Here is a 16,361-nt window from a genome sequence, read left to right as displayed (position 1 = left end):
CGGAACACCGAAGTGCCAGCATGCTCTATAACTGCATGACCTTCATCCTGCCACCCTGTGAGGTTTACCATGCCTGTTACCGTGAATACCCTGAACCAGGACAACTTCCGTCATAGCGTCAATATCAATAACCATGAGTTGTTTACCGACCTGCCTAAAAGCCTGGGCGGCGACGATTCGGCGCCCTCCCCCCATGACTACTTCGATGCCGCGCTGGCGTCGTGCAAAGCGCTGACGGTCAAGCTCTACGCGCAGAAGAAAGACATTCCGCTGACCGGCGTGACTGTGGAAGTCACCCACGACGCCACCGAAGAGCAAAAGGGCAAATACAAGCTCAACGTCAAGCTGACGCTCAAGGGCGTGCTCACCGACGAGCAACGCGACGAACTGCACCGTGTGGCAGATCGCTGCCCGGTGCACAAGCTGATGACCACCGCCGACGTCACCATCGAGACAAAGCTGTCGGAAGGCGCCTTCAGCCAATAGCGGCAACATCCTTCCGAGCGGGTTATGCTCAGCAGCATCTAACCCGCTCAGACTGGGACGCACCATGACCACCCTCACCGTGATCCGCCCTCGCCCCGAAGATGTCGAAGGCCAACCGATCCTGCGCCCGCTGCCGTCGCGGGAATGCCGCAGCGTCGGGCCTTTTGTGTTCTTCGACCATATGCTGCTCACTCGTTACGCACCGGGCGATGGCATGAATATCCGCCAGCATCCGCATATCGGGCTGTCGACCCTCACCTATTTGTTTGAAGGTGCGCTGCAGCACAAGGACAGCCTGGGTTCGGATCAGGTGGTGCAGGCCGGTGATGTGAGCTGGATGACGGCCGGCAGCGCGATTGCCCATGTCGAACGCACCCCTGAGCCGCTCAAGGCCAGCGGTTTTAGCCTGCATGGGTTGCAAGTGTGGCTGGCCTCACCCAAGGACCACGAGACCGGGCCGGGACATTACAGCCATCACCCGGCAGCCAGCCTGCCGGTGAGTGACAATCTGGGCGTGCAGATACGCCTGATCGCGGGCGATGGGTTCTGCCTCAAATCGCCGGTGCCGGTGCTGTCGCCCACGCTGTATGCCGAGGTGCAGATGCAAACGGCCACAACCCTGCTGATTCCGGATGAGCATGAGGAACGCGCGGTGTATGTGCTGGAGGGGGAAGCGCAGTTGGACGGCGAGACGCTTGAAGTGCACAGCCTGGTGGTGCTGCCGGCTGGTAAGGAGATGACACTGTTTGCCGAAAGCGATTGCCACCTGGTGGTGTTTGGCGGCGCGCCGCTGGATGGGCCTCGGCGGATCAATTGGAATTTTGTCGCGAGTGATCCAGCGGTGATCGAACAGGCCAGGCAGCGGTGGGCGGCTGGGGATTGGCCGACGGTGCCGGGTGAGTCTGAAAGAATTGAGTTGCCGGTGAGGTAGCATTCGCGAGCAAGCCCGCTCCCACATTTTGACTTGTGAACAGCGTCAAATGCGGGAGCGGGCTTGCTCGCGAAGAGGCCAAAACAGGCGCTGAAAAATCAGCCCTTGAACACTTCTTCCAGCAAGTTATGCATCGACTGGAAAGCCCGTTTGGCCGTCTTCGCGTCGTACATCATCTTGCCCGGCACATTCGCATGCGGGTCGGTGAACGAATGCACCGCGCCGCCGTAGCTCAGCAGTTGCCAATCCACACCGGCCGCGTTCATTTCATCTTCGAACGCCGGCAGTTGCTCTTTAGGGACCAATGGGTCAGAAGCGCCATGCAGCACCAGCACTGAGCCCTTGATGTTCTTCGCATCCGCCGGGTTCGGCGTGTCGAGGGTGCCGTGGAACGAGATGGCAGCCTTGACCGGCGCACCGGTACGCGCCAGCTCCAGGGAGCAGCACCCGCCGAAGCAGAAACCAAAGGTCGCCAGTTTCGAGGTATCAACCGCTGCCTCAGTCTGGCCCTGCAACTGCTCGAAGGCCGCCTGCATACGCTTGTTCAACAACGCACGGTCGTTCTTCAACGGCATCATCGCCGCACCGGCTTCATCGCCATTCGACGGACGCACGGTCTGCCCGTACAAATCGGCAATCAGCACCACATAGCCCTTGCTGGCGACGCTCTTGGCGATCTCTTCGGCACCCGCACTCACTCCCATCCAGTTCGGCGCCATCAGCAGGCCCGGCAGCGGGCCCTTGTGGCTGGCATCGAACGCGAGACGGCTTTCGTAAGATTGGCCATCAATCTGATAGACCACGGAACGTACTGTGACTTGGCTCATCATTTACTCCAGTTGAGGTGCACTAGAACGAAAAAACCCGCCGAAGCGGGTTTTTCTACGTCAGGGTCAAACCGACAGTTCAACCAACAGCTTGTTCAGGCGGCGCACATAGGCGGCCGGGTCTTTCAAGCTGTCGCCAGCGGCCAGGGCCGCTTGGTCGAAGAGGATGTGCGACAGGTCGCCAAACCGCTCTTCGCTTTGCTCGCCGTCGAGTTTCTCGATCAGCGGGTGAGCCGGGTTGAATTCGAAGATCGGCTTGGAATCCGGCACTTTCTGGCCGCTGGCCTCGAGGATCTGGCGCATTTGCATGCCCAAGTCCGCTTCGCCGATGGCCAGGATCGCCGGGGAGTCGGTCAGACGGTGGGAAACCCGCACTTCGCTGACCGCATCGCCCAGGGACGCCTTGATACGCTCAACCAAGCCTTCTTTGGCCTTGGCGACTTCTTCGGCTTCTTTCTTCTCTTCTTCGGAATCCAGGTTACCCAGGTCCAGGTCACCGCGGGCCACGTCGACGAAGGATTTGCCGTCGAACTCGTTGAGGTAGCTCATCAGCCACTCATCGATACGGTCGGTCAGCAGCAGCACTTCGATGCCTTTCTTGCGGAAGACTTCCAGGTGCGGGCTGTTTTTGACCTGAGCGTAGGTTTCGCCGGTCAGGTAGTAGATCTTGTCCTGACCTTCCTTGGCGCGTGCCAGGTATTCGGCCAGGGACACCACTTGCTCGCCGCCTTCTTCGTGAGTCGAAGCAAAACGCAGCAAGCCAGCGATTTTTTCTTTGTTGGCAAAATCTTCCGCCGGGCCTTCTTTCATGACCTGGCCGAAGTTTTTCCAGAAGCCTTTGTATTGCTCAGGCTCGTTCTTCGCCAGTTTTTCCAGCATGTCGAGTACACGCTTGGTCAGCGCCGACTTCATGGAGTCGATGATCGGGTCTTTCTGCAGGATTTCCCGCGACACGTTCAGAGACAAATCGTTGGAGTCGACCACACCTTTGATGAAGCGCAGGTACAACGGCAGGAAGGACTCCGCCTGGTCCATCACGAAGACGCGCTGTACGTACAGCTTCAGGCCTTTCGGCGCTTCACGCTGGTACAGGTCGAACGGGGCACGGGCCGGTACGTAGAGCAGCGAGCTGTATTCCAGCTTGCCTTCGACCTTGTTGTGGCTCCAGCTCAGCGGGTTTTCGTAGTCGTGACCGATGTGCTTGTAGAACTCCTGGTATTCCTCGTCCTTGATCTCGGTACGCGGACGGGTCCACAGCGCGCTGGCGCGGTTGACCACTTCCCATTCCTGGGCAGGTGCCTCTTCGCCTTCGGCGGCCGCTTGTTCTTTCGGCAGCTCGATCGGCAAAGCGATGTGGTCGGAGTACTTCTTGACGATGTTGCGCAGGCGCCAGCCATCGGCGAATTCGTCTTCACCGGATTTCAGGTGCAGGACGATGCGGGTACCACGGTCGGCCTTGTCGATAGTGGCGATTTCGAACTCGCCCTCGCCTTTGGACGACCAATGCACGCCTTCGCTGGCGTCGAGGCCGGCACGGCGGCTGAACACTTCCACTTGGTCGGCGACGATGAAGGCCGAGTAGAAGCCCACGCCGAACTGGCCGATCAGGTGCGAATCCTTCTTCTGGTCGCCCGACAGGTTCTTCATGAAGTCGGCAGTACCGGATTTGGCGATGGTCCCCAGGTGGGTGATCGCATCTTCGCGGCTCATGCCGATACCGTTGTCTTCGATCGTGACGGTCTTGGCGTCCTTGTCGAAGCTCACACGGATTTTCAGTTCGGCGCCACCTTCCAGCAACTCAGGCTTGGACAGGGCTTCGAAACGTAATTTGTCGACAGCGTCAGAGGCGTTCGAGATCAATTCGCGAAGGAAAATTTCCTTGTTGGAATACAGCGAATGGATCATGAGGTGCAGCAGTTGCTTCACCTCGGTCTGGAAGCCCAGGGTTTCCTTTTGAGTTTCCACACTCATGGTCATCAAACTCCAATTGGATGGCAGTGGCCGCGCCCTTGAGGGTTGGCGGCGGGTTGTCATCAAAGTTGGGGGCTAAGACCAGGATTTCAAGGGCGGCTCTGTTCCTCGATCTTGAAATGCGCGCGGGCGGTGGCGATAGGTTCTGCGGCCGTGCTCTGCCAGGCGGTGATAGCCACGTTCGCCACCCGTCGACCCTGGCGCCACACCTGGCATTTGGCATAGGTGTCGCGAAACTGCCCGGCGCGCAGGTAATCCAGGGAAAAGTCGATGATTTTCGGGATGCCCGGCGCGCCCGTGAACACCAGCAGGTACAGCGCCGCCGACAGCTCCATGAAGCCCGCAATCACGCCGCCGTGCAGCGCCGGCAATATGGGGTTACCAATATTGTCCTTGTTGGCCGGCAGGCGGAACAGCAATTCATCCCCCAGTCGCGTGCATTCAATGCCGATGAGCTTGGCGTAAGGAATGAGGTTGAGCAGCGCCTCGTAATCACCGCGCTCATGGGCCTGTTCCAGGCGGGTCTTGAATCGGTGCGTCATGCCTGTTCTCCCTTTATCGCGCTGCCCAATCCTTGTGTGCCCCTGAGGCGTTTGCCCATGCGCATGAACGTGCCCACCACATGGGCGATGGGTTGCTGGGGGTCATCCTGGAAGGCAAAGCCGCGGGTGAAGATGACGTCGGTGGTCACCCGGTAGCATTGGGCGAAGCCATACACGGGTTTGTGGGGCGCAGCGGGATGCATGTAGTCAACGCGCAAGTCGAGGGTCGGGCACACTTCGAATTCCGGCAGCACACACAGGGTGGCCATGCCGCAGGCGGTGTCCATCAGAGAAGTCAGCGCGCCGCCATGGATCACCCCCGACTGGGGATCACCCACTAAATGCGTGGCGTAGGGCATGATCAAGGTGATGCCCTCCTCGCTGGCCTGATGAGCGGTAATGCCCAGCACCTGACAATGGCGCAAGGCCGAAACAAAGCGCGTCGCGCGCTCTAACAGGGGATTTTCGGTCATTCGTTCCAGACTCTTATTAGTGTTGATTCGCGGAAGGGGTGGGTGGGCAAAAGTTCCGGTTAGTCAGCGATTTATATATCTATGGAATAAAAGGAACTAATGCCGAACCGCCATGCTCGAAAGGCCAGTAGATATCTTCAATAAGGAGAAACACCCATGCGCAAGACTTTAGCTATTTCCATGATGCTCGCCGCTGCCCTCGGTCTCGCTGCCTGCGACAAGAAATCCGAAGACAAAGCCCAAGACGCCGCCGCGCACTCTGAGCAAGCTCAGAAAGATATGGCGAAGGCTCAGGATAAAGTGAACGACGCTGCGAAAGAAAACGCCGATGCTGCCAAAGCTCAGGCTGAATCGAACGCAGCCGCCGCAAAAGAAGCAGCACCTGCTACCCCAGCCACCGGTTCTTGAGACCGCGGCTTGAAATAGCCTGGCTGCAAAAAGAAAGCCCGCTTAGATAGCGGGCTTTACTTTGTCTGGGTTTCTATTTGTAGGCCGTAGTTAGCCCACTTCTTTAGCCGGTTCCGGCGGCGGCGCGTCCGTTTGCGTATACACCATCACTTGCAGCACGTCGGAATGAAACTCCCGACGGTACAGCACCAACACCACCCCGCTGCTCATCAACATGAACAACCAGGGGCTGACAAACCACGCCAGCATCGTCATGCCGAAGTAATAAGCGCGCAGGCCGAAGTTGAACTGGTTAGCGGCCATGGAGATCACCCGCGCCGCGCGCAGGGCAAACGCATTGCGCTCCTGTTCCGACACATGCCGCTCACCGATCATCGGCGCCGAACCCACCAGCACCGCCGCGAAGTTGTACTGGCGCATGCACCAGCTGAATGTGAAGAACGCGTAGACGAACACCAGCGCCAGGCACAACAACTTGATCTCCGACATGCCCTGGGACGCCTGCTGCACCATGGGGATATCCGCCAGCAACGACACCGCGCGCTCCGAGGCCCCGAGCACGGTGAGAATACCGGCGAGGATGATCAGGGTACTGGAGGCAAAGAACGAGGCGTTGCGCTCGAGGTTGCCGATCACACTGGCGTCGGCGATGCGGTTGTCGCGCAGCAGCATGCGGCGCATCCAGTCCTCGCGATACAGATGCAGCACGCTGGCCAGGCAGGCCGTGTCGCGGGCTTTCCAGGTGGCATAGCGGGTGTAGCCGCCCCAGCACAGGACGAACCAGAGGGCGGCAAGCAGGTGGATTTGATTGGTTTCGATAAACGACATGCGGGTCCTATTAAGCGGCGATTTGGCAAACACGAGCGATCGTAGGAGCTGGCTTGCCGGCGATGGCAGCATATCAATCACAGAATACGTTGGCTGACACACCGCTATCGCTGGCAAGCCAGCTCCTACAGGATCGTGTTCTATAAGCATAAAAAATGCCCCGTATCGATTGATACGAGGCATTTCCTTGTAACGTAAACCCGCTTGTTTAAGCGATAGCTTCGCTACGCTTGCCGAGCATACGATCAACCACAAACGCCACAGCCAGTGTCATCACCGACGGCACCAGCCACGCCAGGCCCTGCTCGCTCAGCGGCAGGTTGGCCAATTGCGCAGGCATCCAATCCGCGAGGCCAGCGCCCTTGAGCGCATCAATGCAACCAAAGATGAACGACACCAGCATCACCGGACCGACGATGCGCCCCTGCTCCAGCCAGAAGTCTTTGCAGAAGCTCAACGCCACCAGCACGATGCACGGCGGGTAGATCGCCGTGAGTACCGGGATCGAGAACGCGATCAGCTTGGTCAGGCCCAGGTTGGACACGAACAGCGAGAACAGCGCCAGGATCACCACCAGCGTCTTGTAGGACAGCGGCAGGATACGGCTGAAGTACTCGGCGCAGGCGCAGGTCAGGCCTACGGCGGTGACCAGGCATGCCAGGGAGATCAGCACGGCCAGGAAGCCGCTGCCCAGGGAACCGAAGGTGTGTTGCACATAAGCGTGCAGCACCGCCGCGCCGTTGCTTGCACCGGCGGCAACCGCGTGGCTGCCCGAGCCGAGGCGGAACAGGCTGATGTACACCAGGGCCAAGCCCACACCGGCGATCAGGCCGGCAATGATCGCGTAGCGGGTGATCAGCTTCGGCGACTCAACACCACGGGACCGGATCGCATTGACGATCACGATGCCAAACACCAGTGCCCCCAGAGTATCCATGGTCAGGTAACCATTGATGAAACCTTGGGAGAACGGCGCAGCCACGTATTCCGGGGTGGCGACACCCACTTCACCGGCCGGCAGGGCAAAGGCGGCGATACCGAGGATGGCCAGCGCAATGATCTTCAGCGGTGCGAGGAAGCGCCCCACAGTGTCCAGCAGTCGTCCTGGGTACAGGGAGACAAAGAACACCACCAGGAAATACACCGAACTGTAGAGGAACAACGCCAGCGGGCTTTCGCCGGTCAACGGCGCCAGGCCCACTTCAAAGGACACGGTGGCGGTACGCGGGGTGGCGAACAGCGGCCCTACCGCCAGATACGCCGCCGCCGCCAGCAGGCCACCGGCGATCTTGCCGATCGGGCTGCTCAACGCGTCCATACCGCCGCCGACCTTGGCCAGGGCGATCACGGTGACCACCGGCAGGCCGACGGCCGTGATCAGAAAGCCCAGCGCTGCCATCCAGACGTGAGGTCCGGACTGCAAACCAACGATAGGCGGGAAGATGATGTTGCCGGCGCCCACGAACAGGGCAAACGTCATAAAGCCCAACGCCAGGATATCCTGGCTTTTCAACACTTTCATTTCGGGAAATACCACACTACTGAATCGGAATTTAGAGAGGGATTCCCTATGGATGAGGGAAATACTGCCGGCCCTTATGGGAGCCGACCGGTCTAGCGCGGGGCTTCCTTTTGGGATGCGCACGCATAAAGAGGCGGCTAGGGTACAGAAATTGGCTGACGAACGCACTGTTGCGGGGCGGACTGTCCGATAAGCGACATCTCTATGTCGCGTTTTCATACTTAATCTGGCAATGCAGATAAGTTACACAGCCATGCCATACAAAAAACTGTAGGAGCCTGCTTGCCGGCTCCTACAGAAAATGTGGTTACTTAGAAAGCACAAAGGCCACCCGAAGGTGGCCTTTGTGTTGGTGAAGCGTCAGTTAAGCGCGAGGCTTACTTGACAGCCCAACCGGTCAGCTCGGACAAAGCCTTGCCGATGTCTGCCAGCGAACGCACGGTTTTAACGCCTGCGTCTTCCAGGGCAGCAAACTTCTCGTCTGCAGTGCCCTTGCCGCCAGAGATGATTGCGCCAGCATGGCCCATGCGCTTGCCAGCAGGGGCAGTCACACCAGCGATGTAGGAAACAACCGGCTTGGTCACGTGTGCCTTGATGTAGGCAGCCGCTTCTTCTTCAGCCGAACCGCCGATCTCACCGATCATTACGATCGCTTCGGTCTTCGGGTCTTCCTGGAACAGTTTCAGGATGTCGATGAAGTTCGAGCCTGGGATCGGGTCACCGCCGATGCCGACGCAAGTCGACTGACCGAAACCGGCGTCAGTGGTCTGCTTCACAGCTTCGTAGGTCAGGGTGCCGGAACGGGAAACGATACCGACCTTGCCTGGCAAGTGAATGTGACCTGGCATGATGCCGATCTTGCATTCGCCTGGAGTGATCACGCCTGGGCAGTTAGGGCCGATCAGGACTACGCCCAGCTCGTCGCACTTAACTTTAGCGTCCAGCATGTCCAGGGTAGGAATGCCTTCGGTGATGCAGACGATCAGCTTGATGCCGCCGAATGCTGCTTCCAGGATCGAGTCCTTGCAGAAAGGAGCTGGAACGTAGATCACGCTGGCGGTGGCGCCAGTGGCAGCTACAGCGTCTTTCACGGTGTTGAACACTGGCAGACCCAGGTGCTCGGTGCCGCCCTTACCAGGTGTTACGCCGCCAACCATCTTGGTGCCGTATTCGATGGCTTGCTGGGTGTGGAAACTACCTTGCGAACCGGTAATACCCTGGCAGATAACTTTGGTGTCTTTATTGATCAGGACGCTCATTATTTGCCCTCCGCAGCTTTGACAACTTGTTGAGCAGCGTCGGTCAGGCTGGTAGCCGCGATGATGTTCAAACCGCTTTCTGCCAGTACTTTAGCGCCCAGTTCAGCGTTGTTACCTTCAAGGCGAACAACAACCGGGATTTTAACGCCGACTTCTTTCACTGCACCGATGATGCCTTCGGCAATCATGTCGCAACGAACGATGCCGCCGAAGATGTTGACCAGTACTGCAGCGACGTTGGAGTCGGACAGGATGATCTTGAAAGCTTCGGTTACGCGTTCTTTGGTAGCACCACCGCCCACGTCGAGGAAGTTGGCTGGTTTGCCGCCATGCAGGTTGACGATGTCCATGGTACCCATGGCCAGGCCAGCACCGTTGACCATGCAGCCGATGTTACCTTCCAGGGCTACGTAGTTCAGTTCGAACTTGGCAGCGTGCGCTTCGCGCGGATCGTCTTGCGACGGATCGTGGAAAGTCTTCAGCTTAGGCTGACGGTACATGGCGTTGGCGTCGATGTTGATCTTGGCGTCCAGGCAGTGCAGATCGCCGTCAGCCTTGATCACCAGCGGGTTCACTTCCAGCAGGGCCAGATCGTGATCCTGGAACAGCTTGGCCAGACCGACGAAGATCTTGGCGAACTGGGCAACTTGCTTGCCTTCCAGGCCCAGCTGGAAAGCCAGCTCGCGACCCTGGAATGGCTGAGCGCCAACCAGTGGATCGATAGTAGCTTTCAGAATTTTTTCTGGGGTTTCTTCGGCGATCTTCTCAATGTCCACGCCACCTTCGGTGGAAGCCATGAACACGATGCGACGGCTCGAACGGTCAACGACAGCGCCCAGGTACAGCTCTTTAGCGATATCAGTGCACGATTCAACCAGGATCTTGGTGACTGGCTGGCCATTGGCATCAGTCTGGTAAGTCACCAGACGCTTGCCCAGCCACTGCTGTGCGAAGGCCTTGGCGTCTTCTTTGCTGCGAACCAGCTTAACGCCGCCCGCTTTACCGCGACCACCGGCGTGGACCTGGGCTTTGACAACCCACTCGCTGCCGCCGATTTTGTCGCAAGCTTCTGCTGCTGCTTCCGGGGTGTCTACTGCGTAGCCCTTGGAAACTGGCAGGCCGTATTCAGCGAACAGCTGCTTACCCTGATACTCGTGAAGATTCATGCTTTTTACCGTCTTCGTTAGGTACTGCGCATTCGGCGCTGCGCTCATTATGAGTGCCGCGCCACCTGTGACTGCTGCTTGCGCAACTTGCGGGGCTCAAGGCCCGTAAAGCTGCGCAAGACTGCGTCCAGCGGATATTCCGCGGTGAGTCTTGCGCGCAAGGCTCACGACGGGCAACTCCGCCGTGGTTTCTTATTATCTCGCTTAGCGCTTCTTCTTGTTGGCGATGTGGATGGCGCCGCCATTCACTGCCAACGCGGCTTCATGCAGCGCTTCGGACAGGGTCGGATGGGAGAAGACCATCATGCCCAGATCCTCGGCACTGGTGCCGAATTCCATACCGATCGCGCCTTGCTGAACCAGTTCTGCAGCGCTTGGGCCAATCACGTGGACGCCCAATACGCGGTCAGTCTTGGCATCAGCGATGACCTTGACAAAACCACCGGTGTCGTTGGCTGCCATGGCACGGCCAGAAGCGGCGAACGGGAAGGTGCCGACGTTAACTTCAACGCCTTCAGCTTTCAACTGCTGTTCGTTCTTGCCGACCCATGCAATTTCCGGGTGGGTGTAGATAACCGATGGGATCAGGTCGTAGTTCATCTGGGTCTTGTGGCCCTTGATGCGCTCGACAACCATGATGCCTTCTTCGGAAGCCTTGTGCGCCAGCATCATGCCACGCACCACGTCGCCGATGGCGTAGACGCCAGGCACGGTGGTCGCGCAGTGATCGTCAACGTGCACATAACCGCGCTCGTCGAGGGTCACGCCGCTGTCAGCTGCCAGCAGGTCGGTGGTCACTGGACGGCGACCCACGGCTACGATCAGCTTGTCGAAAGTGATGGTTTTTTCACCATCCTTGTCGGTGTAGTTGACGACAACTTCTTCACCGTTGACTTTCGAGCCGGTCACGCGAGCGCCCAGCTTGATGTCCAGACCTTGTTTGGTCAGGGTTTTCAGCGCTTCTTTGGACACAGCGGTGTCGGCAGCCAGCAGGAACGTGTCCAGGGCTTCCAGCACGGTGACTTCGGAACCCAGGCGGGACCATACCGAACCCAGCTCCAGGCCGATTACGCCAGCGCCGATCACGCCCAGGCGCTTAGGCACTGCTTGGAATTCCAGGGCGCCAGTCGAATCAACGATCACGTTCTGGTCAACTGGAGCAGGCGGGATGTCGATTGGACGCGAACCAGGGGCCAGGATCACGTTCTCGGCTTCGATGATTTCGGTCGAGCCGTCTGGCTTGGTGATTTCAACTTTCTTGCCAGCCAGCAGCTTGCCGTGGCCTTGCAGGGAAGTCACGCCGTTGGCCTTGAACAAGGTGGCAACGCCGGAAGTCAGGCCTTTAACGATGTTGGCTTTACGGCCGACCATTGCTGGCACGTCCATGGTCACGCCAGCATGGTTGATGCCGTGGATCGCGAAGCCGTCTTGGGCTTCGTGGAATTTCCAGGAGCTGTCCAGCAGCGCCTTGGAAGGAATGCAACCGACGTTCAGGCAAGTACCGCCCAGTGCCAGTTTGCCTTCCTTGTCGGTGTATTTTTCGATGCAAGCAGTCGAGAGGCCCAGTTGTGCGGCCTTGATGGCAGCAACGTAGCCGCCAGGACCTGCACCAATCACTACGACGTCAAATTTCTGTGTCATGAAAATAGATCCTCTATTAGCTTCAAGCTTCAAGCTCGGAGCTTCAAGCTGCAAGCCAAACTGCGTTTACTTGCAGCTTGTAGCTCGCAACTTGAAGCTGCTTCAATCAAATATCCAGAAGAAGACGAGCCGGGTCTTCCAGCAGGTTCTTGATGGTCACCAGGAAAGTCACGGCTTCTTTACCATCGATCAGGCGGTGATCGTACGACAGCGCCAGGTACATCATTGGGCGGATCACGACTTGGCCGTTGATGGCCATCGGACGCTGGATGATGTTGTGCATGCCCAGGATTGCCGCTTGTGGTGGGTTGACAATCGGCGTCGACATCATCGAACCGAAGGTACCACCGTTGGTGATGGTGAAGGTACCGCCGGTCATCTCGTCGATGGTCAGCTTGCCGTCACGGGCTTTCTTGCCGAAGGTGGCGATGCCGCCTTCGATTTCAGCCAGGCTCATCAGTTCGGCGTTACGCAGTACTGGAACCACCAGGCCACGGTCGCTGGACACGGCAACGCCGACGTCGGCGTAGCCATGGTAAACGATGTCGTTGCCGTCGATGGAAGCGTTGACTGCCGGGAAGCGTTTCAGCGCTTCGGTGGCCGCTTTCACGAAGAAGGACATGAAGCCCAGGCGCACGCCGTTGTGGGACTTCTCGAACAGATCCTTGTACTTCGAACGCAGGGCCATGACTTCGGTCATGTCGACTTCGTTGAAGGTGGTCAGCATCGCCATGTTCGACTGGGCTTCAACCAGACGCTTGGCCACGGTGGCACGTACGCGAGTCATCGGAACGCGCTTCTCGGTGCGGTCGCCAGCGGCGAACACAGGAGCAGCGGCGGCCGGGGCAGCAGCCTTGGCAGGTGCGGCAGCTGGAGCGTTTTTCTTGGCTTCAACAGCAGCAACCACGTCTTCCTTGGTGATGCGACCGTCTTTGCCGGTGCCTTTGACGGACGCCAGGTTGATGCCGTTCTCTTCAGCCAGCTGACGGGCAGCTGGTGCAGCGATCGGGTCTTCAGCGCCAGCAGCCGGAGCGGCGGCAGGAGCAGCGGCGGCTGCCGGTGCAGCGGCAGCAGGAGCAGCGGCAGCAGCGCTGCCCTCTTCGATCGAGCCCAGTACCTGGTTCGACAGAACGGTAGCGCCTTCTTCGGCAACGATTGCGCCCAGCACGCCGTCAGCTTCGGCCAATACTTCCAGCACGACTTTGTCGGTCTCGATGTCAACGATCAGGTCGTCACGCTTTACAGCGTCGCCTGGTTTCTTGTGCCAAGTGGCAACGGTGCCATCGGCAACCGATTCCGGGAATGACGGGGCTTTGATTTCGATAGCCATTATCTGTGTGTCCTTAAAATTCGGTTTCAGTCAGCGCGAAGGCGTTAAACAGTAAAAGCATCTTGCAGCAGTTTTTCCTGCTGCTCGGCGTGCATCGACGCATAACCACATGCAGGTGCAGCAGAAGCATCGCGACCGGCGTACTCCAGGTTCAGCGCCTTGTTGTGGTTACCCATGCTGCGACGCAGGTGATGCTGGCTGCTGTACCACGCGCCCTGGTTCATCGGTTCTTCCTGGCACCACACCACGTTGGTGAGGTTGGTGTAAGGCGCGATGGCCTCCATCAGGTCGTCTTCCGGGAACGGGTAAAGCTGCTCGATACGCACGATGGCGATGTCTTCGCGGCCTTCGGCACGACGTTTTTCCAGCAGGTCGTAGTAGACCTTGCCGCTGCACAGGACCAGGCGAGTCACCTTGGCTGCGTCCAGCGTGTCGATTTCTGGAATAACAGTCTGGAACGAACCATCAGCCAGATCTTCCAGGGTCGAGATGGCCAATTTATGACGCAATAGCGACTTCGGTGTCAGCACTACCAGCGGCTTGCGCAGCGGGCGGATCACCTGGCGACGCAGCAAGTGGTAGATCTGGGCCGGGGTAGTCGGCACGCACACCTGGATGTTGTGCTCGGCGCACAGCTGCAGGTAACGCTCCAGACGGGCCGAGGAGTGCTCAGGACCCTGACCTTCATAACCGTGTGGCAGCAACATGGTCAGACCGCACAGGCGACCCCACTTGTGCTCGCCGCTGGTGATGAACTGGTCGATTACCACTTGGGCGCCGTTGGCGAAGTCGCCGAACTGGGCTTCCCAGATCACCAGCGCGTTTGGCGTGGTGGTCGAGTAACCGTATTCGAACGCCAGAACCGCTTCTTCGGACAGGAACGAATCGTACAGATCGAAACGTGGCTGGCCTTCGTACAGGTTCTGCAACGGGATGTAGGTGCCCGCGTCTTTCTGGTTGTGCAATACCGCGTGACGGTGCGAGAACGTACCACGACCGATGTCCTGGCCGGTCATGCGGATCGGGTGACCTTCGAACGCCAGGGTCGCGTACGCCATGGTTTCGGCGTAACCCCAGTTGATCGGCAGGCCGCCGGCTTGCATCTTCTGACGGTCTTCGTAAATCTTCGCCACTTGGCGCTGAACCACGAAGCCTTCTGGAATTTCCAACAGCTTGGCGGACAATTCCTGCAGGGTTTTCAGATCGAACGAGGTGTCGTGACGCGCAGTCCAGGCGTGGCCCAGGTACGGACGCCAGTCCACGAACAGCTCTTTGTTCGGCTCTTTAACCAGGCTTTTCACTACGTGCAGACCATTGTCCAGCGCGTTGCGGTATTCATCGACCTTGGCCTGAACACGCGCATCGTCAACCACACCGGCCTTGGTCAGGCTTTCGGCGTAAAGCTCACGGGTGGTGCGCTGCTTGGTGATTTGCTGGTACATCAACGGCTGGGTGCCGCTTGGTTCGTCAGCTTCGTTGTGACCGCGACGGCGGTAGCAGACCAGGTCGATCACGACGTCACGCTTGAACTGCATGCGGTAGTCAATGGCCAACTGGGTCACGAACAACACAGCTTCCGGATCATCACCATTCACATGGAGGATCGGCGCCTGGATCATCTTGGCAACGTCGGTCGCGTACTCGGTGGAGCGCGCGTCCAGCGGATTGCTGATGGTGAAACCTACCTGGTTGTTGATGACGATGTGAACCGTACCGCCCGTCTTGAAGCCGCGTGTCTGCGACATCTGGAACGTTTCCAGGACCACGCCTTGACCGGCAAATGCCGCGTCACCGTGGATGGAAATTGGCAGAACTTTTTCACCGGTGGTGTCGTTACGACGATCCTGGCGAGCACGGACCGAACCCTCGACCACTGGAGAAACGATTTCCAGGTGGGATGGGTTGAAGGCCATGGCCAGGTGAACTTCACCGCCGGTAGTCATCACGTTGGACGAGAAGCCCTGGTGGTATTTAACGTCACCGGAACCCAACTCGACCTTCTTCTTGCCTTCGAACTCGTCGAACAGCTCACGCGGGTTCTTGCCGAAGGTGTTGACCAACACGTTCAGGCGACCACGGTGGGCCATGCCGATCACGATTTCCTTGGTGCCGTAGGAACCGGAACGCTGGATCAGCTCGTCGAGCATCGGGATCAGGCTTTCGCCGCCTTCCAGGCCGAAACGCTTGGTGCCCGGGTATTTGGTACCCAGGTATTTTTCCAGGCCTTCGGCAGCGGTTACGCGCTCAAGCAGGTGGCTGCGTACGTCAGCGGACAATACCGGACGACCACGCACACCTTCCAGGCGATGCTGGAACCAGTGGCGTTGCTCGGAATCGGTGATGTGCGTGAACTCAGCGCCGATGGTGCGGCAATATGTCTGCTGCAACGCTTCGTGAATTTCGCGTAGGCTCGCTTCCTCTTTGCCGATGAACAGGTCGCCGGCACGGAAGGTCGTATCAAGATCGGCATTGGTCAAGCCGTAATGATTGATCGACAGGTCAGCAGGTGCAGGACGCTTCCAGAGCCCCAGCGGGTCAAGCTGGGCCGCCTGGTGGCCGCGCATCCGGTAGGCCTGGATCAGTCGCAATACTTCAACTTGCTTCTTCTCGTGCTCACTGCTCACGCTCCCGGCAGAAACCGGTTGGGCGCGGCGCTGGTTCTTTGCCAGCAGCACAAATTGATCGCGAATCGTTGCGTGCGATACATCGGTGGCAGCGTTGCCGTCTGAAGACAACGTCTGAAATTTGGTGCGCCATTCTTCTGGCACAGCGTTAGGGTCGTGCAGGTAGAGCTCATAAAGCTCTTCCACATAGGCAGCGTTACCACCTGAAAGATAGCCGCTGTTCCACATGCGCTGCATCACGCTTTCTTGCATGCTTGGTCACCCTCGATTTGGGGACACCACCGGCGAAAACACCGAGTTTGCTTGCAAACGGCCAAGTGCAGCGACCAAAACAAGCCACTTAGGATCACGCT

At 58.6% G+C, this 16,361-nt stretch carries 14 protein-coding genes; 3 read left to right on the top strand and 11 right to left on the bottom strand.

The window, feature by feature from the left end:
• The first annotated feature begins 69 nt into the window (after nucleotides 1-69).
• Both U367_RS0103320 and U367_RS0103315 read left to right on the top strand, forming a co-directional pair.
• Nucleotides 70-486, top strand: coding sequence for an OsmC family protein (locus tag U367_RS0103320; RefSeq protein WP_028615722.1), 417 nt, complete (start codon nucleotides 70-72; stop codon nucleotides 484-486).
• Between the two features lie 64 nt (nucleotides 487-550).
• Entirely contained in the window at nucleotides 551-1,417 is an 867-nt protein-coding gene (locus U367_RS0103315) for a pirin family protein (RefSeq protein WP_028615721.1), read from the top strand.
• A 98-nt stretch (nucleotides 1,418-1,515) separates the two neighbouring features.
• On the opposite strand, the gene U367_RS0103310 is transcribed toward U367_RS0103315, so the two are convergent.
• The 4 genes from U367_RS0103310 to U367_RS0103295 form a co-directional block, all read right to left on the bottom strand.
• Nucleotides 1,516-2,244, bottom strand: a complete 729-nt coding sequence (locus U367_RS0103310) for a dienelactone hydrolase family protein (RefSeq protein ID WP_028615720.1) — start codon at nucleotides 2,242-2,244, stop codon at nucleotides 1,516-1,518.
• Between the two features lie 66 nt (nucleotides 2,245-2,310).
• The gene (gene htpG / locus U367_RS0103305) at nucleotides 2,311-4,215 is read right to left on the bottom strand and encodes a molecular chaperone HtpG (RefSeq protein ID WP_028615719.1); all 1,905 of its coding nucleotides are present in this window, start codon (nucleotides 4,213-4,215) and stop codon (nucleotides 2,311-2,313) included.
• 89 nt (nucleotides 4,216-4,304) lie between these two features.
• Nucleotides 4,305-4,757, bottom strand: a complete 453-nt coding sequence (locus U367_RS0103300) for a PaaI family thioesterase (RefSeq protein WP_028615718.1) — start codon at nucleotides 4,755-4,757, stop codon at nucleotides 4,305-4,307.
• A complete protein-coding gene (locus U367_RS0103295; RefSeq protein ID WP_028615717.1) occupies nucleotides 4,754-5,230 on the bottom strand; it encodes a PaaI family thioesterase in 477 nt (158 codons plus the stop codon). Before U367_RS0103295 ends, U367_RS0103300 begins: the two co-directional genes overlap by 4 nt.
• A 156-nt stretch (nucleotides 5,231-5,386) precedes the next feature.
• Here U367_RS0103295 and U367_RS0103290 point away from each other — a divergent pair, with 156 nt between their 5' ends.
• Nucleotides 5,387-5,638: a hypothetical protein gene (locus tag U367_RS0103290; RefSeq protein WP_012723095.1), complete on the top strand. Its 252-nt coding sequence runs from the start codon at nucleotides 5,387-5,389 to the stop codon at nucleotides 5,636-5,638.
• 90 nt (nucleotides 5,639-5,728) lie between these two features.
• Here U367_RS0103290 and U367_RS0103285 read toward each other — a convergent pair whose 3' ends face one another.
• From U367_RS0103285 to U367_RS0103255, 7 genes are all read right to left on the bottom strand, one after another.
• Entirely contained in the window at nucleotides 5,729-6,466 is a 738-nt protein-coding gene (locus U367_RS0103285; RefSeq protein WP_028615716.1) for a DUF599 domain-containing protein, read from the bottom strand.
• 208 nt (nucleotides 6,467-6,674) lie between these two features.
• Nucleotides 6,675-7,988, bottom strand: coding sequence for a branched-chain amino acid transport system II carrier protein (brnQ, locus tag U367_RS0103280; protein WP_028615715.1), 1,314 nt, complete (start codon nucleotides 7,986-7,988; stop codon nucleotides 6,675-6,677).
• A 377-nt stretch (nucleotides 7,989-8,365) separates the two neighbouring features.
• The gene (sucD, locus tag U367_RS0103275) at nucleotides 8,366-9,247 is read right to left on the bottom strand and encodes a succinate--CoA ligase subunit alpha (RefSeq protein WP_003210566.1); all 882 of its coding nucleotides are present in this window, start codon (nucleotides 9,245-9,247) and stop codon (nucleotides 8,366-8,368) included.
• Entirely contained in the window at nucleotides 9,247-10,413 is a 1,167-nt protein-coding gene (sucC, locus tag U367_RS0103270; protein ID WP_016979559.1) for an ADP-forming succinate--CoA ligase subunit beta, read from the bottom strand. The genes sucD and sucC overlap by 1 nt, the downstream gene beginning before the upstream one ends.
• Before the next feature lie 204 nt (nucleotides 10,414-10,617).
• Nucleotides 10,618-12,054 (bottom strand): dihydrolipoyl dehydrogenase, encoded by a 1,437-nt coding sequence (gene lpdA / locus U367_RS0103265; RefSeq protein WP_028615714.1) that lies wholly within the window; start codon nucleotides 12,052-12,054, stop codon nucleotides 10,618-10,620.
• 106 nt (nucleotides 12,055-12,160) lie between these two features.
• On the bottom strand, nucleotides 12,161-13,384 hold the full coding sequence (gene odhB, locus U367_RS0103260; protein ID WP_028615713.1) for a 2-oxoglutarate dehydrogenase complex dihydrolipoyllysine-residue succinyltransferase: 1,224 nt from the start codon (nucleotides 13,382-13,384) through the stop codon (nucleotides 12,161-12,163).
• Between the two features lie 44 nt (nucleotides 13,385-13,428).
• Entirely contained in the window at nucleotides 13,429-16,260 is a 2,832-nt protein-coding gene (locus U367_RS0103255; protein WP_016979562.1) for a 2-oxoglutarate dehydrogenase E1 component, read from the bottom strand.
• Nucleotides 16,261-16,361 lie beyond the last annotated feature (101 nt).

It is taken from the genome of Pseudomonas canadensis, assembly GCF_000503215.1.
Classification (GTDB): domain Bacteria; phylum Pseudomonadota; class Gammaproteobacteria; order Pseudomonadales; family Pseudomonadaceae; genus Aquipseudomonas; species Aquipseudomonas canadensis.
The sequence above is the reverse complement of the archived record's forward strand: the minus strand, read 5'-3'. Positions and strand labels throughout refer to the sequence as shown.